Here is a 20,725-nt window from a genome sequence, read left to right on the forward strand (position 1 = left end):
TTGGGTAAAACTATCAATTTTTATAATCAGAAGACAAAGTATTTGACCTCTTTAAAATAGGGATAGCTGAATAGATTTGGGAGGATTAGGTTTCCGGGCATCTCCAAACACAGTTTTACCTCCAAAACGCCAAGAATTTTGCCTTTCTTCTTCAATGATATCCTGTATATCAAAATCAGGAGTAAAGTCTTGCTCAGCCTTTGCTACGATTTGATGAAGCTTGTTCAGTGAATTCAGTTTGTCAGAATTTCCAAGTTTTGATTTTTCAATTCCTTTTCTAAGAATACTGATGCTCTCATCATAGGTATGGGTAGGCACAGGAAAAGGATGACCATCTTTACCTCCATGGGCGAAGGAAAATCTGGCAGGGTCTGCAAACCTTGAAGGTGCCCCGTGAATAATTTCACTCACTAAAGCTAAAGACTGCATTGTTCTTGGCCCTACTCCTTCCAGCATCAGCAGATCTTCAAAATTCTGCGGCTGTTGCTCTCTGGTAACATATAAAAGCGCTCCCAACCGTTTCAAATCAACATCAGACGCCTGTACATCATGATGGGCAGGCAGAATCAATCTAGAAAAATCTCTCATCACCTCTACAGAATCGGTATGGGAAATATCTAAAATTCCTTTTCTGTTTCCTGAAGCTTCGGCATCGGTAAGATTAAGTATTTTACCTCTTGAAATTCCATTAATTCCAGTATGAGGTTCTTCTACAAAGGACGTTATATTTTCAGAATGCCAGTGGTAACGCCTTGCTGTTCCGTCTGACTCATGCATACCCTGCTGAATAACACTCCAGTTACCATTATCTGAAAGAATAAAGTTATGAAGGTATAACTGATAGCCATCCTGAATGGCTGTATTATCTACTTTAGCAGAAAGTTTACTAGCTCTTACCAATTCTGTCCCGTTTAAGCCGGTCTGATCTGCAATTCTAATGAGTTCTGAGGGTGTTTCTCTGGAGAGTTTGCCTTTTCCGCCACAAATATAAAGCCCCAGGGAAGCTGAATTAGGATTAACAGAACGCTTCAAAGCCCCCATCACAGAAGTGGTAATTCCTGAAGAATGCCAGTCCATACCCATTACCGCTCCAAAGCTCTGAAACCAAAATGGATCAGCCAAACGGCGCAGCACCTCATCTTTACCGTAATCCATCAGAATGACTTCAATAATGGAGAGACCCAGTACAGACATACGTTCATAAAGCCAAGGGGGTACTTTGCCATAGTGTAACGGTAAATCTGCTGTTCCTGAACGTTTCATATTGATGATAACAAAGTTAATTGTAATATTCGGAAATAATACTGATTTCAATCAACTTTTAATTCAAATGAAAACTGTTCAATTCTATTTTTTTGTATTTTTTATTTTTTAAAACACACAAATTAGACAGCATTAAAAACGGCCATAAAAACCGTCCTTGATTATTATAAATTGTAAAATCAATGAATTAAGGCAAATTCCAGATCTTTATGTTTTGCTTCATCATATTCTTCCTCGAAAGAAATTTTATTTCCGAACGGATCAATAACGGTAAAAGACACAGCTCCATAAAACGTTTTTTCAAGTCCGGGACGGTTGTATTTGTATTTTTTGTCAATCAGTTCTTTATGATATTGCGGTACACCTTCTCCCCAGATGGCAACATGAGTTCCCGGAGTTCCGTCACCGTGATGTTCACTTAAATGGAAAATCATGTTTTCTCTTTTCACCTCCATATAAACAGGGGTATTTTCGTCAAAATAATGTTCCCAGACTATCTCAAACCCCAGCCAGTCAACATAAAATTCTTTTGTTTTCTGCTTATCGAAAATTCTAAGAATAGGTATAATTTTTTCCGCTCTCATCGTATGTTATTTAATAGTAAAAAAATAATTCATCCACATTACAAATGCGCCAATATATTGATTGTATGTCCAAAAGGATCTTTAACGAAAAACCTGCGGACTCCCCATTCTTCGTTAGTCAAATCATAAATAATTTCAAAACCGGCATCTTTCATTTTATTGTATATTTCATCTACGTTATCCACTTCAATAGAAAGATAAGGAACTTCAGTATTATTCCCTCCCTGTTCGGCAAAGCTGATCTGAACTTTTGCATCCTCATCATTTCCCAGCGTTTTGATCCAGCTATGATCCATCAGGATATCAAGTTCCAAGATATCCTGATAAAAGCGATCAGCCTTTGACAGATCATTTGTCTTTATATTCGCAACAATTCTTTTTACCATATTGATTTTAATTATATCATAAAAAAGCCTTGTGAAATTACAAAAATTTACAAGGCACAGATAAGTTATTGAGTATTATTTAATGTTTACAGCGAAGAGGCCGCTTCTAAAATCAGCTGTGCAACTTCTTCAGGGTGTGAAGCTAATGAAGCATGTCCCGCATCTAAAGATATAATCTTCTTAGGCTGAAGGCGTTCTGCCATCTCCTTTTCTGTTTCTGCAGGGATCATACGGTCCTTTAAAGAGATCTGATACCAGCTTGGCTTCGTTTTCCATGCAGGTTCGCCCGCTGTATCGCCAAAACACTGTCCATGAATAGGTTTTTGGGATAATGCCATTACAAGTGATTTTTCTTCATCAAGGTCCTGAGAGAAAGCAGAATGGAATTCATCATATTTGATCCATAAAAATCCTTTATCATCAGGGTAGATACTAGCACCACCCGGAGATTCTCTTCTACCTAAGAGAGAGCCCAAACTATCTCCTGCATCCGGAGCAAAAGCTGCGATATAAACCAGCCCTGCTACTTTATCATGATTTCCAGCGCCTGAAATAACAGCTCCACCATAAGAATGTCCTACTAAAAGCACTTTCCCTTCCTGGGCATCAATAAGATCTTTAGTTTTATCAATATCGTCCTGAAGTGAAGTTAAAGGATTCTGAACGCTTCTTACTTTGTATCCCGCTTTTACAAGAGAAGGGATAACATATTGCCAGTGAGAGCCATCTCCCCAGGCTCCATGTACCAAAATAATGGTTAGGTCTTTTTGTTCCATAATAAAGTGTGTTAGGTTTTGATAACGTAAAGCTACAATCTAAAAATGTAAACCGGTGTTAACTTAAGTTAATTAACAATTCTGCTTCTTAAAGCTTCTCAAAATATTCATCAGCCATCTTGTAATGATCGGACATCATTTGTTTTCTGTTTATATATTGTGTTTTAAATAAAAAAAGCCTTGCAAAAATTAATTCTACAAGGCTCTTTTACAAAAATTATTTATTCTATTGGTTCAGTGCAGCAAGTGCAGCATCGTAATTAGGTTCGTCAGCTATTTCTGAAACCTGTTCTGTGTAAAGTACTTTGTTATTTTCATCTGTAACAATCACAGCGCGGCTTAAAAGTCCTTTCAAAGGAGAATCCGTAATAGTCACTTCGTAATCATCACCAAAGCTGCTTCTGAAGTCTGAAAGTGTTTCTACATTGTTCAGTCCTTCTGCTGCACAGAATCTACCCAATGCAAATGGTAGATCTTTTGAAACATTGATTACCACTGCATTATCCAGTTTTGAAGCCTCTTCATTGAATTTTCTGCTGGAAGCAGCGCAGGTAGGAGTATCAATACTTGGGAAAATATTGAATACTTTTCTCTTTCCTTCAAAGCTTTCAAGGTTTTTCACATTTAATCCTGAGTCTACTAAAGCAAAATCTTTTACTGTGCTTCCTACTGATGGTAATGTTCCTATTGTGTGTACTTCGTTTCCTTTTAAAGTGATTGTCGTTGACATACTATTTATTTTTTTTAGTTTTCCAAATTTAATCAAAAAAGATTTTTTTTCCTGCCTGATTAAGGTTAAATTAATCTTAAAGTGAAAATAAAAAGTCTTTCGTGTATTTTAACGCCCTGAAGCCTCAATACTGGTTTCAAAAAAACTTAAAAGCAGGATTTAACATTCACTTTAGCAAAAATGGAATGTAATCCATTACCCTGATATTAATTTAAAGAGAATTAGGTCTCTTTTTTTATGTAAAAACCTCAAATAAAACAATCATATTTAGTAAATTTGTGGGACTTAAAATTTCAAATAAAAAATTACAGTATAATGTCAGAAAAATCAAAAATCTATTACACACTTACTGATGAAGCTCCAATGCTTGCTACTCACTCATTTTTACCTATTGTAAAAGCTTTTACGAAATCGGCAAATATTGAAATTGCTGTTCCGGATATTTCTTTAGCAGGAAGAATTTTAGCTAATTTCCCTGAGTTTTTAAACGATAACCAGAAAATTGTTGATGCTTTAGCTGAACTTGGAGAATTGGCAACAAAACCTGAAGCTAATATCATTAAGTTACCTAATATTTCTGCTTCTGTTCCTCAGTTGGATGCAGCTATTGCTGAATTACAAGGTAAAGGCTTCGCAGTTCCGAATTATCCTGCAGAGCCTAAAAATGACGAAGAAAAAGCAATCAAAGCTAAATATGCCAAAGTTTTAGGAAGTGCTGTAAACCCTGTATTAAGAGAAGGAAATTCTGACAGACGTGCTCCAAAAGCTGTTAAAAACTACGCAAAAGCTAACCCTCACAGAATGGGCAACTGGGCTTCTGACAGCAAAACTGATGTAGCTCACATGAACAATGGTGATTTCTATGGAACAGAAAATTCTACGACATTAGAAAACGCTACAAAATACAAAATCGTATTCAAAGGAAATGATGGATCTGAATCTGTACTAAAAGATTTCGCAGGTCTTCAGGCCGGAGAGGTAATCGATTCTTCCGTAATGAACCTAAATGCATTGAGATCTTTCGTTCAGGAAGCAATAGAGGAAGCTAAGAACAGAAATGTACTTCTTTCTGCACACCTTAAAGCTACGATGATGAAAATCTCTGACCCTATTATTTTCGGGGCTATTGTAGAGACTTTCTTCAAAGAGGTTTTCACTAAATATGCTGAGACTTTCAAATCTTTAGATATCAATCCAAATAACGGTCTTGCTGATCTTTTTGAAAAAATAAAAGGAAATGCTCAGGAAGCTGACATCAGAGCTGATATTGAAAAAGCACTTGCTGCAGGACCAAGAGTGGCTATGGTAAATTCTGATAAAGGAATCACCAACTTCCACGTACCTTCAGACATCATCGTTGACGCATCTATGGCTGCTCTTGTAAGAGGCGGAGGTAAAATGTGGAACAAGGAAGGAAATGAAGAAGATACGGTATGTATCATTCCTGACCGTTCTTATGCAGGTTTCTATCAGTCTGTAATTGATGATATGAAAGCGCATGGAAAACTAGACCCCACAACTATGGGATCTGTTCCTAATGTTGGATTAATGGCTCAGAAAGCTGAAGAATACGGTTCTCATGACAAAACTTTCCAATTATCTGCTGACGGAACTGTAGAGGTTCAGGACGAGGCTGGAAATGTTCTTCTATCTCAAAAAGTAGAAAAAGATGATATCTTCAGAATGTGCCAGACGAAAGATGCTCCGATCCAGGACTGGGTAAAACTTGCTGTAAACAGATCAAGATTATCTGATACTCCTGCTATTTTCTGGTTAGACAAAGGAAGAGCTCACGACAGAGAAATCATCAAAAAAGTAGAAAAATATCTTGCTGATCATGATACAACAGGTCTTGACATCAGAATCCTTGATGTAAAAGATGCCATGACTGAAACTCTTAAGAGAGCAAGAGAAGGTAAAGATACAATCTCTGTTTCAGGAAATGTATTAAGAGATTACTTAACTGACCTTTTCCCAATCCTTGAGCTTGGAACTTCTGCGAAAATGCTTTCTATCGTTCCATTGATGAACGGAGGTGGCCTATTTGAAACAGGTGCAGGAGGTTCTGCTCCTAAACACGTTGAGCAGTTCTTAGAGGAAGGTTATTTAAGATGGGATTCTCTAGGTGAATTCCTTGCACTTCAGGCTTCTTTAGAGCATTTAGCTCAAACTCAGGGAAATACAAAATCTCAGGTTTTAGCTGATGCGTTAGACGAAGCTAATGCTAAATTCTTAGCTACTGATAAGTCTCCTGCAAGAAAAGTAGGACAAATTGATAACAGAGGTTCTCACTTCTATCTGGCAATGTACTGGGCTGAAGCTTTAGCTAACCAGACTGCTGATGCTGAACTGGCAAAACAATTTGCTCCGATTGCACAGGCTATGCAGGAAAACGAAGAAGTAATCAATGCAGAATTAATTGGTGCTCAAGGTAAGCCTCAAAATATTGAAGGGTATTACAAAACTGATACTTATAAAACGTATTCAGCTATGAGACCTAGTACTGTTTTAAATGAAATCATTGATGCAATCTAATCTTTGATTTAATATAAATGAAAAGCTCCTTTTTTTTAAAGGGGCTTTTTTATTTTATTTAAATTGTGAGTGAGATAAAGCCCGCTCCTCTTGAATATTTCCCTCAAATCCCGACCGCAGAATCACCGGGATTTTTCATTTAATTTTCCGGCATAAAATTTTCCTGTTTCGCCTTTTCTTTTGTCTGCTTCGGCCTGTTTTACATTTCTGATCAAAGTTTATCAGCCTACTTTTGGACCAGAAAAATAAAACAAATATGTTATGGATACTGTAAAGAAAAAAAGAAACCCTATTGCGATTGTCTTTTTGGCAATATTGGGGATTTTCGGAGGACTGCAACTGTTCAGCAGGCCTTTGGAAGGAAAACCTGTTACAGGGAAGGTTGAAGCCCCTAAAGAAGTCCTTGCCATTCTTGAAAACTCATGTTTCAGCTGCCATTCCAATCAGCAAAACTTAAGCTGGTATGATAAAATAGCTCCCATTTCATGGGCCGTGAATAAGGATATAAAAAGAGCAAGGGAAGTTCTTAATTTCTCAGAATGGGAAAAGTATTCCCCCGGTGAGCATCAGGGAAAAATGTATGCTATTCTCAATATGATGCAAAACGGAAAAATGCCTCTTCATGAGTATACCCTTCTGCATCCTTCTGCTAAGATTACCGACAAAGATGTTGAAACAATTAAAAAATACACTCTTTCATTATCTGCAGCAGGCCAGTCTGCCAAAAAGAAGGTTGAAACGCACGAATCTTACGCCACTCCTAACCTCAACCTTTCAAAATTTCCCGTTTCGCCTAATGGAGTTCAGTATACTGATGATTTTAAAAACTGGAAAGTCATCAGCATGAGTACACTCTTTGATCATTCGATAAGAGTTATTTATGGAAATGACATTGCTGTAAAAGCCGTTGAAACTGAAAACTTTCACCCATGGCCGGACGGCAGCATTGTAGTAAAATCAGTATGGAAACAACAGGAATTGCCTGATGGAGAAATCAGAGCCGGAGAATTTGTGAATGCACAGTTTATGGTAAAAGATTCCGACAAATATGGAGATACAGAAGGATGGGGATTTGCCAAATTTTCAGGAAATGAACTTCATCCAACGGGGAAAACAGCATCATTTGCTAGAGAATCATGTATTGCCTGCCACAGACAGCTTGCAGAGAAAACAGGATATCTTTTCGATGTGCCCATGAAAATTAACACACAGAGACTTATTAAAAACCTACAGCAACAATGAAACATACACTATTGATCTTATTCGCAAGTTTTATTTCACTTAATTCCTGCAGCAAAGAAAATCAGGATAATGATAAGGGACTGATAAGGCTGGTTTTTGATCCCGGCAATCTGAAATTCATCTCTACATCACTGAATCCGAAGAAGGAAACGATGTCTGCCCTGTATGGAAACGGAAAAGCCCTCGAATCTTTATCAAAAGAAGCTCTCAAACCGGAAGGAGGCTCCCTTATGAAATTGGTTACCTGGCGCTATCATGATAACCCTCAATACTTTGGCGGTAAAATCACCGGTGAACTGATAAGTATTGAAACAGTGAAAACTGATGACAGAGGAAATATTACCTACGACAGTCAAAATACCCAGACAAAAAATAATCACTCTGATCAAACGGAAAAAATACAGTATTTCATGAGTTATCGTCCTGTAAGCAGACCCTAATCAAAAGCAGCCTCAAAGGTTGCTTTTTGCAAATATAGAATAGTGCCGGATTCTTACTGATTTAGAAAGTACCACATATTCTTTATTCATCAGCTCCTTTTATCATATATTCAATAAAAAGTATAAATTTAACTTTTGAAATCCGCAGTTCTATGCAACAGCAAAAAATAAAAATTTCACAAGCAACCATCTGGATAAGTTCCCTTTTTCTCGGAATTCTATCCTCTGTGCCGCAGCTTGCCTATCATGAGTTCAACTGGAAGGAAGCTCTCGTCAACTCATCGATAACAGCTGCATTCTCCGTTATTATGTGGTATATTAACATTTATATGCTGAATCGTTCGGCCAGACAGCGCAGACAGCATATTTCTTACTCAAGGTTACTCGTCATTTTAGCATTTGGGATGGTCATTATGTTTGGGCTGGCATGGATTCAGCAGCTGATCCTTTCGCATATCAACTTTGGCCCGGTAATGCTGATGATCGAAGTGAGAGGGATTTTAATCAATCTAGTATGTTATATGTTTTTAACCTTGCTGCAGAACAATTATGCCAGTCAGCAGGTTCAGCTTGAACTTGAGAAAGTAAAAAGTGATAATCTTGGGGCTCAGTACGAGCTCTTAAAACAGCAGATCAATCCTCATTTTCTATTCAACAGCCTTAATACTTTAAAACTAATGGCAGAGACCAACGACTACGAAACGGTAGATTTCATTGTAAAGCTTTCTGATTTTTACCGGTTTACCCTGGAAAGCAGAAAACTGGATCTGATCAGTGTTCAGGAAGAAATGAAAATAGTGGAAGCTTATCTCTTCCTCCAGAAAGCCCGGTTTGGGGATGGGATTACATTTACCAACCAGCTTGAAGGTGAAACGCTGCAAACCCTTATTCCACCTTTTACTCTTCAGCTTCTGGTTGAAAACTGCATAAAACACAATATCGTTTCATACAGTAAGCCTTTACATATTAAAATTTATAATGCTCCTGATACCATGGTCATAGAAAATCCTATTCAACGGAAAGTCGCCATAGAAGACTCTCTAGGCGTAGGCCTTGACAATATCAAAATGCGTTATAAACATCTTTTGGAACAGGATATTACCATTCATTCAGACGAAAAAACTTTTCAGATAAAACTACCGATAATTCATGAATATCATCATCATTGAAGACGAATTCAGAGCTGCAAAAGCTCTTCAGAGTTTAATTTCAGACTTAAAACCCGATTCAAAAATACTGGGAACCTACGACAGTATTGAAACCAGCATTGAAGCCTTGTCTAAAGATATACAGCCTGATCTTATCTTTATGGATATTCAGCTTTCAGACGGGCTTTCATTTGAAATTTTCAAAACCATAGAAATTACCTGCCCGGTTATTTTCTGTACTGCTTTCGATCAATATATGTTGGATGCCTTTAAAAGTAAAGGCGTAGACTATGTTTTAAAACCCTTTTCCCGAAAGGACATTGAAGAAGCATTGAAAAAAGTTGACGGATTAAAGATATTTTTTCAGAAGAATGAACTGCCGGACCTTGAATCTCTTTTACAAAAAATCAATCAGCCTTCAGGTAAAAACAGTTTTCTGGTCTTTAAAAATCAAAAATACACCACAATTCCTACGGAAGATATTGCTTATTTTTATATTCATAATGAAATCACCCATCTGGTGACCTTTACCAAAGAACAGTTTCAGCTTACTCCCCCGCTTAGCCAAATAGCTGAACAGGTTTCTGATAAGCAGTTTTTCAGAATCAACAGACAGTATCTCGTTAATTTTAAAGCTATAAAAGAAATGGAACATTATTTTCAACGCAAGATTCTCGTTAAACTGGTGATTGAAACTCCTGAACAACTCCTGATTAATAAGGAAAAAACGCATAGTTTTTTCAACTGGCTGGAAAACAGATAACAAAGCATATACAGAAGGATAGAAGTCAAAAAGAGAAACGTTTTCCTTTTATAGGAATTTATATTTCAAATGACACAATGAATATGGTTTACAATGACTTCCGGCTTCTATCCTCCACTATCTATTCTTAAAAAAATCATCCCTTTTATTTTCCTGATTCGCCTCTCCATTTGTCCGGTTAAACCAGTTTCATATTCTCCGGGAATTGCGGAGTATCTACTTTTGAACCAAATTAAAAGACATGGTATTAAGAAACTTAATCTCAGTAGGTGCTTTCACCTTATTATTATTTGCAGCTTTCGCATTTGTACAAAAAGATAAAGTACAAAAAACCTCACAGAATACTGACTCCGGAAACAATGGTTTTGCTATATTGGAACTGTTCACATCAGAAGGCTGCTCAAGCTGTCCTCCGGCTGATGAACTGATCGGAAAAGTTGTAAAAGAATATAAAGACCAACCGGTATACATCCTTTCCTATCATGTTGACTACTGGAACCGCCTGGGATGGAAAGACCGTTTCAGTTCTGCTGAAAATTCACAACGGCAGCAGCAGTACAGCCACATGCTAAATTCACAGGTTTATACTCCTCAACTAGTAGTTAACGGGAGAGCTGAATTTGTAGGTTCTGACAGCAATGCAGTAGAAAATGCTATTCAGAAAGCTTTCTTCAATTCAAAAAACAACAGCATTGATCTTTCGGCAAAGATCTCTCAAAATCAAATTAATATCGAGTACAATGCCTCTTCAGCTGATCCTAAAAAAGTACTTCTTATAAGCCTGATTGAAAAACAGTCTTCCACTCAGGTGGATAAAGGTGAAAATGAAGGCCGTCATTTGCAGCACTGGCAAATCGTCCACAAGCAGAATATAATCTCATTAAATAAACCACAAAAAGGAACTGTTGCCTTCAGTCTTCCTGAACATTTTTCTCCGGAAAACTGGGAAATAATTGCCTTTATTCAGAATACAAAAACAGGTGAAATCTCTGGAGCTACAAAAGCACTATTGAATTATAAGGCTACGAGTACACGAATTTAGCGTTATGAAATCTGTGTATTTGCAAATGAAAAATATTTTTAATTCTGAAATCAGGTTTTGGCTAAAGCCAGTAGAATGGATATTTATAATGAGAGCGGGCTAAAGCCCGCTCCTTTTGATTTTATAGTCATATTTCAAATAAAAGGAATCATCGAAGTCCTTCATAAGTAATCTTTCTAATATCTGTTTCTTCCCTTTTAGTTTATAAAACTTTCCGGAAACCACTGAAATCCGCTTGTTTTCTTCTTTGTAAAACCTAGTCCCGGCCATGGTAAGTGGCAGGCGAATGCTCTGGTTTTGGTATGTGACAGCTGTTCCAGAAGTTTTTTCCTTGAAGCTGTCGCAATATCCAGGTCCGTGTCTCCTGAAAAGCCCCAATCCGGATGAGGAAAAAGAATGACATCAGAATGAATAAGGTCTGCAATATATATAAGTTTTTCATCCCCTGAAGAAACAGTAGTTATGGTTAAACCAGGTGTATGCCCGGGAGCCAGTTGAAAACTAAAATATTCATATAACGGAGTGTTCATGTCATAGAATTTCACTTTTGGCTGGATGGTTTTCAGTATATTTTGTATTGCCACAATAGTCTTGGTAAGAAATTCCGGGTGAGCTTTCAGAGCACTGTTTCCAAAATCTTTAACGGAAGCTTTCATCCAAAAATCATATTCTATTTTAGACATAAAAAGAGCTGCATTTGGAAATACTAGATTATTCTGCTTGTCCACTACTCCTCCGAAATGATCAGGATGGGCATGAGAAAGAAAAACATCTGTCACATCGTTCGCAGAGAACCCGGCCTTTTGAAGACTTTTTACCAGAAATCCTGTTCTTTCATCTGCAAATATTCCCATTCCCGCATCCAGTAAAACCAGCCTGTCTTTTGTTTTGATAAGCAGAACGTTGATTGCCATATCGATGTAATTCTCAGGTCTGAAATTGTCTTTTAAGATCGTTTTCAGTTCCGAAACATTCCCTCTTGGTGCAAATGAATCCAGATTGGTTTCGTGAATATATCCGTCGGTAAGAATAAACAATTCAAGATCCCCCAATTCAATCTTTTTAAAACCTGATAAATCCTCTCTCTCTTTTTCCGGTGTTGTTTTCATTTCTGCAAACACATTGGAAAATGGGATAAAGCTTAATGTTCCGGCTAATAAACCGCTCTTTAAAAGTTCTCTTCTATTCATATTTCAATTTGTGATGTTGTATTTAAAATACCTCCGTTTATGGAGGAACTGCATTAGCTATTATATAAGATTGAGTTCCTGCTGTTATTCAGGAACTCAATCTCAATTTGGTGAATGTGTTTAGTTGTTGACCAATTTCATTGAACCTTCGCTGTATCTTTCTCCTACATTGGGATATTTTTTCAGGATAGCATCAATGGTATCCAGATCTGATTGGGAAAGTTCTATATTGACTGCTGCAATATTTTCTTCCAGATACTTAATACGTTTAGTACCAGGAATCGGAATGATATCATCCCCTTGGTTCAATACCCATGCCAAGGCCAACTGGGTGCCTTTCACCCCTTTTGAAGCAGCAAATTCGTTGATTTCTTTAGCCAGTTTTGTATTGTTTTCAAGATATTCCTGCTGATAGCGTGGTAATGATTTTCTGAAATCGTCATCTCCCAGATTCTGCACTTCATTGATATTGGCAAAAAGTCCTCTTGCAAGCGGAGAATAAGGAACTAATGAAATACCCAATTCTCTGATCGTTGGCAGAATTTCTTTTTCAACATCTTTGGTAAGGATAGAATATTCTGACTGTAAGGCTGCAATTGGGTGAATTTTATTAGCTTTTCTGATAGATTCTGGTGACGCTTCAGATAACCCGATATACTTCACTTTTCCAGCTTTTACAAGTTCTGCCATTGCTCCTACTGTTTCTTCAACAGGGATATTCGGATCTACTCTGTGTGCATAATACAGATCAATGGTATCTATTTTTAATCTTTGAAGGCTTAAATCTACCGCCTGTCTGATCCATTCAGGAGAACCGTCAAAGTAAGTTCCCGGAGCTCCGCTATGGCTTGCAGTACCATCTTTGAACCTAAATCCAAATTTGGTAGCGATAAAAATTTTATCTCTGTTGGGTACAAGAACTTTAGAAATAAGCCTTTCATTTTCTCCGTTAGCATACATATCTGCCGTATCCCAAAAATTAACTCCTAAATCTAATGCTCTATGCAGGGTATTGATACTTTCCTGCTCATCTGCTGGGCCATAAGCAAAGCTCATTCCCATACATCCTAAACCAATTGCAGATAACTGCTCTCCGGTGTTTCCTAATTTTTTAAATTTCATGATGGTTTGATTTTAATAAGACAAAATTAGATCATGAATCAGATATCACCGATATAGAATTCAAACTAATAATTATAAAATTCAAACAGAATTCGCTCTAAGTGCATTTGGAGTAAGTCCGGTTTGTTTCTTAAAATAATTGGTAAAATAAGAAGGTTCTTCAAAACCTAACCCATAGGCAATTTCGGCAATATTCCAGTCTGTATGTTTTAATAAAGCGTTAGCTTCCTGAATGATTCGGCCTGTGATCTGCTGGCTGGTCGTTTTTCCTGTAATTTCTTTCACAGAACGGTTGAGGGAGTTGACATGAATAGACAGGCTCTGTGCATAATCATTGGGCGTCTTTAGCTTTAAGAAAGCTTCAGGGCTGTCAATTGGAAACTGTCTTTCAAGCAGTTCCATAAATAAAGAGGCTACTTTCTGTGATGCGTTCTGATAAGGCTCAAAATCTTCTGCCGGCTGCATTCTCATGGTTTCATGAATCATCACGTGAAGATAGGCTCTGAGTATATCATACTTGTGAATATATTCCGATTGAATCTCAGTCATCATTTTTGTATATAGATCCGAAAGTATACCCTGCTGATCTTCATCCACAAAGAAAACCGGAGTTCCGCCAATTTTAAAAAGCGGAGAATCCTGAAGATTTCCCAAACGGCTTCCATTCTGTAAAAACTGTTCTGTAAAAAGGCAAAACCAGCCTTGCTGATCATCATCATCAGCTTCCCATGAATAAGGAACAATAGGATTTGAAAACAGTAATGCCGGACGATCTACTTTAATCCATTTATCGGCATAGTGAAGCTTCCCCTTTCCAATAATCAAAGATATTTTATAGTAATCCCGCCTGCTGTAAGGAGTCAACGGAGAGCAGTACTCTCTTGAAAACACATTGAAATGTCCAAGCTTACTTACTCCAGCGTAAGGTTTACCTAGATTAAAAGCATTGCGCTCGTAAAAGCCATTTAATGATTCGTTTGATTCCATAGATCAAAATTATAAAATTCAAACAAATTAAACTATAAATTAATTTTCAAAAAAAAAGCGGCTGACAGCAATGCCAGCCACGTAAAGTGAATATATAGTTGATAATGGTTTAATCCCAATCACCATGTCCATGACCATGACCATGATGTTTGTTTTGTTTTTTGTAGTATTTCTCCTGGTTTTTATAATATTTCTGCTGCTGCTTGCGGTATTTTTTATAATCGTTTTTATTTCTTCCGTAGACCATTACAGGATTTTGTCCTCTATAATATCTTTTTTTAAAGGCTATATATTTTTCTCTCCCCAGAATTCTTTCCAGCTCGTTGTATCGCTCACCTCTCCATCTTCCCGGATCTACTACATATACCCTGTTCCATGAATTATAATCACGGTATCTATCATTTAATGCATAAACCTGATTAGCCTGCGTTGTAGAAAGTAACAGATCAGCAACTACCGTCTGCCAGTTAACATCCGAAATACTCCTCCTGTAATCATTATAATACTCTGACTGGGCAAAGCTAAAACTGAATGTCCCGATCAAAAATGCGGTTAATAATAACTTTTTCATTTCATTCCTCTTTTAAATTAAGCATTATAATATAGTCAATTAGAGTGCCAAGAATTAAATTAAAACCCAAAGGTTTGTTAAAAAAAGCTATAAATAACTGATTATCTTTGAAATATTCTATACAATCATATACTATTGAAGGTTGTTTATTATTTCAAAAGCCACTGTTTTTCAGGCTGTTTATTTTCTTAAACACTGGGAATAAAAAAATTGCTCTATCTGTTTTTAGGTACAAAAAATTTCTGATGAATGGGTGATATTGATATTTACCAAAATAAATCTGTTATCTGTTATCTGTTATCTGTTATCCGTAATCTTTAATCTTTACAATTATAAAATTCGTTAAGATTCCCGAAAACTATTATTCCATATCAATTAATTTTGTAATTTTAAAGGAGAGAATGTTTTTGGAAATTCTCCAGTCTATTTTTTTAAATCAATCAAATCTCAGTAATTATGGAAAATATAAAATTTAAAGTATCTCCATATCAGGATGAATTGCAGCTACTTATTGATGATCAGAAAGCAGGTTATATGTCCATAAAGGTTGATGGGAGGCTACTCATAGTATACTATACCAAGCTTGATGAAGAACGCGAAGGGAAAGGATATGCCAAATTATTACTGGATGAGCTGGTTCGCTATGCAGAAGAAAAAGATTTGCTTGTAGATCCGGAATGTGATTTTGTAAGACAACAGTTTGAAAATCATCCGGCAAGATATAAAGATATCTGGCATGCCTGATCAGTCTTCCCACCAGATTCTAAATTGCTGATCTGACCGGTCAAGATCCACCACTTCTCCAATCATTGGAGTAAGAATATCAAGGTTTTGTGCTTTTCCGAGGGCTGTAACCTTTTGTAAAGGCTCATTCCAGGGGTGAAGGGCAAGCGCAAATTTTGCTGCATGAACAGGAATAATCTTTCTGGCCTGAATATCAACTGCTGCCTGAATTACATCTTCAGGAAGCATATGAATATACCTCCAGGCTTCTCCATACTGTCCGTTTTCAAGAATAGCATAGTCAAAAGGGCCATATTTATCACCGATCATTTTAAAATGAGCGTCGTATCCACTGTCGCCTCCCAGAAATATTTTCTTTGAGGGTGCTATCAAAACATAAGAAGACCAAAGGGTATCATTCTGCTTTATCCTTCTGCCCGAAAAATGCCTGGCAGGAGTGAAAACCAGTTTTATATTATTTTTTAATTCAACTTCAGTGCCCCATTCTTCCTCAATAAGCTGACTTTCATGATAACCCCATCTTTCAAAGTGGGCACCGACTCCCAATGGCAGGATGACGTTCCCCACCCTTTCTCTGATTGATCTGACTGTAGGATAATCCAAATGGTCAAAATGGTCGTGGGTAATCACCAGATAATCCAATTCCGGAATATCTTCAGGTTTAAAGATGTCTGAACCTTTGAATGCTTTATTAAAATATTTAAACGGAGAGCCATATACACTTAAAACCGGATCTATCAGAAATGAAATCCCATTAGTCTGAAGGTAATAAGAAGAATGTCCCAGCCAGATAAATACATCTGTGCTCTTATCGATACTTTTTAAGTCTGTATGGATAGAAGGAATGTCTTTCAGGGGTTTTAACAAAGGATCTTTTTTACCTAAAATGAAATCATAAGTAACTTTGGCCATACTATACCCTTCAGTGATAGAAGGGGTATGACTGATATTCTGAAACTGCTTTTTTTTATAAAGCCGTGACTGCTGAATCCGTTTCAACCGTTTTCCTTTTGGTACTGCACCGAAGACCCTCATATTGATCACAATAAAAAAGGTAATAGTCAGTATAACCACACTTGTAATAATCCAGTAAATCATCTGCAAAAATAAGTATCAAATGTATTGACTTTTGTTTTTAAATAAAAAATCCGGGGGAACTTTTTAAAGATAAACAGCAAAAGACATAAAGCTCTTACTGCTTTGTACCACAACTCACTTTTTAACTAATTTTATCATGTATTTCATAAAATTTATCATTCATTTAGATGATGATTAGCCTAAAACTTTATATTTTAGCAGCTTAAAAACTCAAAGTATATTGAAAAATTATTCGGTAATATTTCTTCTCGTTATACTGTCGTCATGTGCATCTATCAGAAAACATAACGAACAGCGGGCTTCATGTATTCCCCCGGAGCAGCTTAAAGAGGACATAGATTACGCGTATTCCAAACTCCAGCAAATGCACCCGCAATTGTACTGGTATATTCCCAAGAAGGAATTGGAACTTAAATTTGACAGTCTTAAAAAGACGATCACTGAACCGCTTACTCCTCTTCAGTTTTATTTTAAGCTTCAACCGGTGATTGCCGGAATTCGTGAAGGGCATCTTTCTTTACGAATTCCAAGAAAAAAATTCACCAAAAGAGAAATTAAAAAATTTGAGCATCAAAAAGGATTGTTCAGCCGTTTTGAATATTACGTAGAGGGTGATCAAATGTACATCATTGAAAATCAAGATTCTATTGAAGATATAAAACCAGGCACTGAAATTTTATCCATCAATAATGTTCCGGTATCAGATTATATAAAAAAATACAGAAGCCTGATCAGCAGTGACGGATACAATACCACTTTCCAGTCTTATTTTTTAAAGGATCTGTTTTTTAACTTTTATACTGCAGAGCACGGTCTCTCCAGCAAAGCCGTTATTGAAACTATTTACAAAGGAGAAAAGCGCACTTATACCCTAAGCAGGGAGTCCAAATCAAATACCGACGTTGAAAAGGACAAGGAAATGCAGAAAAGAACTCAGGAAAAGAAACTGAATGACTATGTAGCTTCCAGCAATTCTTACAACCGGAGTTTTAAATTCCTTGATAAAGACAGTACTATTGCTTATATAAAAGTAAAGAGCTTCTCAAGAGATTACTCTGATGAGTTCTATAAAAAGACATTTTCAAAGATCAAAGATGCAAAGTCAGAATATCTGATCATTGATGTCCGAAATAATTATGGAGGTTCTCTTTATGAGATCAATAATCTGTATTCTTATTTAGCAGACAAGCCTTTTACCCTGATAAAGCCTTCTCAGGTCACTTCACGAGGCACACCTCTGAGAACCAATTATTTCAGAAAAAGCGCTCCTCTGGAATATGCTTTTAAAAGTATTGCTTATCCAAGTTACTTTTTTGCCCAGGCTTTCAGCACCTACAAAAAAGACGGAAAGGTATATTATAAGATGAAAGCAGATAAGCCTACAAAGCCTAATAAAGAAGCATTTCATGGAAAAGTATTTGTACTGATCAACGGAGCCAGTTTCTCTGCCTCTTCTATCATCACAGCAAAACTCAAAAATGATAAAAGAGCGATCCTTGTGGGAGAAGAAACAGGAGGAGCCAATGACGGAACCGTAGCTGGTTTTTATTCTTATCAGAAGCTGCCCAACTCTGAAATTAGATTTCCTATCGGTCTCCTTCTTGTACAGCCGAATATTGATTTTTCAGATTCAAAAAAAGGAGTCGTTCCGGATATTCATATTAATGAAACGATGCAGGATATTATTGATAAAAAAGACCCTCAGCTGGATTGGATAAAAAATGAAATCGCTAAAGAAAAAATAGATAAGGATTAAAAATTCATTGGATTAAGCCTTTCATTATAAAAATCTCCGGCGGGCTTTCAGCCCGCCGGAGATTTTTATTTTTTCAACTCTGCCAGAAGATTTTCTATAGGTTTCATATACCTTCCATAGTAACGGTAAAACCAAAACTTTCCAAGCATATACAGTAAAAACATACCTATTACCACTGTCCCGATTAGTATTGAAGCAATCTTTATTTCGCTCAAAGGTTTAGGCCAGGGGATAAATTCCAGCACAATAAGAATTTCGCATACCAGAAATGGAGCAAAACTGATGTAGTATGAAAAATAGTACTGTTTATTCAGATTCAGCTGCATTACCAAATCCTTCAGAGCATCAGAAGTCTTAAGCACGGGGTTACTGATTTCATTGTAAAGTTTAAAAAACTTACTGAAAAAGAAAACAGTAACAATCAGCATTGAAGCAATCAGTACTGTAATATACAATTGAAGCTTAAACGGTTTGCACATGCCACAAACCATAAAAGCAAAAACGAAGATTCCTATTGCCCCCCAAAACTCTTTACGCATGTTTTTTCGGATTTTTTCGAGAGGAAGATTGATTCCATCTCTTTGTTCTGTACTTATTTCGGGAGTTTCTTCCGCAATATCTTCGTTCCAGGTATTTTTCAATTCATCAATATTCATTGGACTTCTGTTTTAAGGTTCTTTTACTTTGTATTTTGGCTTAAGATATCTTTCAGTTTATTCTTAGCCCGGTTCATTTTCACTCTTACATTTCCTTCAGAAATACCCATTTCATCTGCGATCTGTTTTCCTGAGAAATCTTCCAGATAATAAAATATAAAGGCTCTATCAATAGGATTGAGCTGGTGAATTGCTTTATACATCTTAGACAGCCGCTCTTCTTTATCATCGTTATAATCTTCCTGAACTATAATATTATTGGTAAAATCTTCGCGTCCGATAAAACTTCTCCTCTTTTCCGATTTGAGGAAGATAATAGCTGTATTTAAAGCAATTCTGTACAGCCAGGTCGAAAATTTACTCTCATCCCGGAAGCCCGGATATGCTTTCCAGAGCTGATAGGTAATCTCCTGAAAAAGATCACTGCGGTCATCTTTTTCAGTCATGTACATTTTAGAAATCTTAAAAATGATTCCTTTATGCTTCTCAATCTTACTTATAAACTCTTGTTCCAATAAGGTCATGGCTTGTTGCTCTGTAGAGTTAGTTTACATTAAAAAAAATTGTTACAGATATTGGCAAAAAAAGTAAAAACCCCAACAGAAAATATTGTCAGGCTCTCATTATGTTTTTTAAACTGCTGCTATTTTTCAGAATAGTATTTGCATGAAATAATTTTGAAAGAATTTATTTTGATCAGCTAATTCTCATAATAAATATTAAAATCAGGCTTATAATTTCTCTTTTCTATTGATTATATTTAAAATTTAGTAGGAAAAAAGTAAAAATACTATACTTTTCATGGATGAATTTGGGGATTTTTATAAGAAATGTGATAGAAACCAGATTTCCTGGCTTTCTATTTCTAATTCAGTCTGTTTAAAGCTCTTTGTAACGTTCCGATATCAAGAATATCGAATTTGGCACCGATGATAATAATGATTAGAAGAACCAATGTCAGAAACAAGATGATAAAAATATACATTGAAACAAACCATACAACGGTATTCAGAATATTTCCTCTAATCCCCCATTTCATCATGAAGAATTTTTGTGTCCGCTCAAACCATGTTTTTTTCTTATCAACTTTCGGCTTTACTTCAATTCCGTTAAGCTCATCTACCGAACGTACCACATCATCAATATATCTTCCGTACATATAATAGATCCAGTATTTTATAATGAAAGCAACCAGCAGGAGCGTAACCAAAAGGCTTATTCCGAAAATTGCCAGATTATATTCCATTTCAAAATGGAAACTGATCTTGATCAGAGACAGCAGAAAGCCCAAAGGGATATAGGAAATGTAATATGAAATATAGATCTCTTTCGATATGAGAAGCCTGGTTTTGAGGTTAAACAGATCATAATTGGTATTAATACTGTTCTTTTGGAGCAACTTATAAAGGGTAAGAAACCTGGAATAGAAATACGCTATAAAAGCAAGCGTGAGGATGGTGACAAATGTAGAGATAATCTTGATATTAGAATCCGTAGAAGCAAATGGGAAACTGGTTAAAAGTAATGGCAGCGTAACGACCATCAGCCAAAATTCAGTTTTCATATTGATTTTCAGCATTTGCAGCGGAGAGTGTATTTCACGCTGTTTTTCCAGAGAAATTTCAGGCGGCTCCTGCCCTGTATCTTTATTCCAAAGTTTTTTAAAGTTTTCTAGCTCCATTCTCTTGTCTT

21 protein-coding genes are annotated in these 20,725 nt (G+C 36.5%); 8 read left to right on the forward strand and 13 right to left on the reverse strand.

Annotated elements, in window-relative coordinates; all coding sequences use genetic code 11:
• Window positions 1-51: 51 nt before the first annotated feature.
• The 5 genes from LF887_RS14205 to tpx form a co-directional block, all read right to left on the reverse strand.
• Complete coding sequence (locus LF887_RS14205) at window positions 52-1,263, reverse strand: DUF763 domain-containing protein (RefSeq protein WP_300686191.1); 1,212 nt, start codon at window positions 1,261-1,263, stop codon at window positions 52-54.
• Between the two features lie 179 nt (window positions 1,264-1,442).
• Window positions 1,443-1,847 (reverse strand): glyoxalase superfamily protein, encoded by a 405-nt coding sequence (locus tag LF887_RS14210; RefSeq protein WP_236854905.1) that lies wholly within the window; start codon window positions 1,845-1,847, stop codon window positions 1,443-1,445.
• Between the two features lie 38 nt (window positions 1,848-1,885).
• A complete protein-coding gene (locus LF887_RS14215; RefSeq protein WP_236854906.1) occupies window positions 1,886-2,233 on the reverse strand; it encodes a VOC family protein in 348 nt (115 codons plus the stop codon).
• An 86-nt stretch (window positions 2,234-2,319) separates the two neighbouring features.
• Entirely contained in the window at window positions 2,320-3,009 is a 690-nt protein-coding gene (locus LF887_RS14220; RefSeq protein ID WP_236854907.1) for an alpha/beta hydrolase, read from the reverse strand.
• Window positions 3,010-3,235: 226 nt separating this feature from the next.
• Window positions 3,236-3,739 (reverse strand): thiol peroxidase, encoded by a 504-nt coding sequence (gene tpx, locus LF887_RS14225; RefSeq protein WP_236854908.1) that lies wholly within the window; start codon window positions 3,737-3,739, stop codon window positions 3,236-3,238.
• A gap of 315 nt (window positions 3,740-4,054) precedes the next feature.
• Here tpx and LF887_RS14230 point away from each other — a divergent pair, with 315 nt between their 5' ends.
• From LF887_RS14230 to LF887_RS14255, 6 genes are all read left to right on the forward strand, one after another.
• Window positions 4,055-6,274, forward strand: a complete 2,220-nt coding sequence (locus tag LF887_RS14230) for an NADP-dependent isocitrate dehydrogenase (protein ID WP_236854909.1) — start codon at window positions 4,055-4,057, stop codon at window positions 6,272-6,274.
• A 261-nt stretch (window positions 6,275-6,535) separates the two neighbouring features.
• A complete protein-coding gene (locus LF887_RS14235) occupies window positions 6,536-7,516 on the forward strand; it encodes a heme-binding domain-containing protein (RefSeq protein WP_236854910.1) in 981 nt (326 codons plus the stop codon).
• Window positions 7,513-7,956, forward strand: coding sequence for a hypothetical protein (locus LF887_RS14240; RefSeq protein WP_236854911.1), 444 nt, complete (start codon window positions 7,513-7,515; stop codon window positions 7,954-7,956). Before LF887_RS14235 ends, LF887_RS14240 begins: the two co-directional genes overlap by 4 nt.
• Window positions 7,957-8,108: 152 nt before the next feature.
• Window positions 8,109-9,125, forward strand: a complete 1,017-nt coding sequence (locus tag LF887_RS14245; RefSeq protein ID WP_236854912.1) for a sensor histidine kinase — start codon at window positions 8,109-8,111, stop codon at window positions 9,123-9,125.
• Entirely contained in the window at window positions 9,106-9,867 is a 762-nt protein-coding gene (locus tag LF887_RS14250) for a LytR/AlgR family response regulator transcription factor (RefSeq protein WP_236854913.1), read from the forward strand. Before LF887_RS14245 ends, LF887_RS14250 begins: the two co-directional genes overlap by 20 nt.
• Window positions 9,868-10,108: 241 nt before the next feature.
• On the forward strand, window positions 10,109-10,909 hold the full coding sequence (locus LF887_RS14255) for a DUF1223 domain-containing protein (protein ID WP_236854914.1): 801 nt from the start codon (window positions 10,109-10,111) through the stop codon (window positions 10,907-10,909).
• 197 nt (window positions 10,910-11,106) lie between these two features.
• On the opposite strand, the gene LF887_RS14260 is transcribed toward LF887_RS14255, so the two are convergent.
• The 4 genes from LF887_RS14260 to LF887_RS14275 form a co-directional block, all read right to left on the reverse strand.
• Complete coding sequence (locus LF887_RS14260; protein ID WP_236854915.1) at window positions 11,107-12,099, reverse strand: MBL fold metallo-hydrolase; 993 nt, start codon at window positions 12,097-12,099, stop codon at window positions 11,107-11,109.
• 120 nt (window positions 12,100-12,219) lie between these two features.
• Window positions 12,220-13,221, reverse strand: a complete 1,002-nt coding sequence (locus tag LF887_RS14265) for an aldo/keto reductase (protein WP_236854916.1) — start codon at window positions 13,219-13,221, stop codon at window positions 12,220-12,222.
• A gap of 81 nt (window positions 13,222-13,302) precedes the next feature.
• Window positions 13,303-14,208 carry a helix-turn-helix domain-containing protein gene (locus LF887_RS14270; protein WP_236854917.1) on the reverse strand — a complete coding sequence of 302 codons (906 nt, stop codon included), beginning with the start codon at window positions 14,206-14,208 and terminating at the stop codon, window positions 13,303-13,305.
• A 109-nt stretch (window positions 14,209-14,317) separates the two neighbouring features.
• Complete coding sequence (locus tag LF887_RS14275) at window positions 14,318-14,779, reverse strand: hypothetical protein (protein WP_236854918.1); 462 nt, start codon at window positions 14,777-14,779, stop codon at window positions 14,318-14,320.
• A 456-nt stretch (window positions 14,780-15,235) separates the two neighbouring features.
• On the opposite strand from LF887_RS14275, the gene LF887_RS14280 reads away from it, so the two are divergent.
• A complete protein-coding gene (locus LF887_RS14280; RefSeq protein WP_236854919.1) occupies window positions 15,236-15,523 on the forward strand; it encodes a GNAT family N-acetyltransferase in 288 nt (95 codons plus the stop codon).
• On the opposite strand, the gene LF887_RS14285 is transcribed toward LF887_RS14280, so the two are convergent.
• Complete coding sequence (locus tag LF887_RS14285; protein WP_236854920.1) at window positions 15,524-16,621, reverse strand: MBL fold metallo-hydrolase; 1,098 nt, start codon at window positions 16,619-16,621, stop codon at window positions 15,524-15,526.
• Window positions 16,622-16,841: 220 nt separating this feature from the next.
• Between LF887_RS14285 and LF887_RS14290 the strand changes: the two genes are divergently transcribed.
• Window positions 16,842-18,377, forward strand: coding sequence for a S41 family peptidase (locus LF887_RS14290; RefSeq protein WP_236854921.1), 1,536 nt, complete (start codon window positions 16,842-16,844; stop codon window positions 18,375-18,377).
• Between the two features lie 65 nt (window positions 18,378-18,442).
• Here the strand turns inward: LF887_RS14290 and LF887_RS14295 are convergent, their stop codons facing one another.
• The 3 genes from LF887_RS14295 to LF887_RS14305 form a co-directional block, all read right to left on the reverse strand.
• A complete protein-coding gene (locus LF887_RS14295) occupies window positions 18,443-19,033 on the reverse strand; it encodes a hypothetical protein (RefSeq protein WP_236854922.1) in 591 nt (196 codons plus the stop codon).
• Window positions 19,034-19,056: 23 nt separating this feature from the next.
• Complete coding sequence (locus LF887_RS14300) at window positions 19,057-19,557, reverse strand: RNA polymerase sigma factor (protein WP_236854923.1); 501 nt, start codon at window positions 19,555-19,557, stop codon at window positions 19,057-19,059.
• A 341-nt stretch (window positions 19,558-19,898) separates the two neighbouring features.
• Window positions 19,899-20,714 (reverse strand): hypothetical protein, encoded by an 816-nt coding sequence (locus LF887_RS14305; RefSeq protein WP_236854924.1) that lies wholly within the window; start codon window positions 20,712-20,714, stop codon window positions 19,899-19,901.
• Between the last annotated feature and the right edge of the window lie 11 nt (window positions 20,715-20,725).

Source organism: Chryseobacterium sp. MEBOG06, assembly GCF_021869765.1.
Lineage (GTDB): Bacteria > Bacteroidota > Bacteroidia > Flavobacteriales > Weeksellaceae > Chryseobacterium.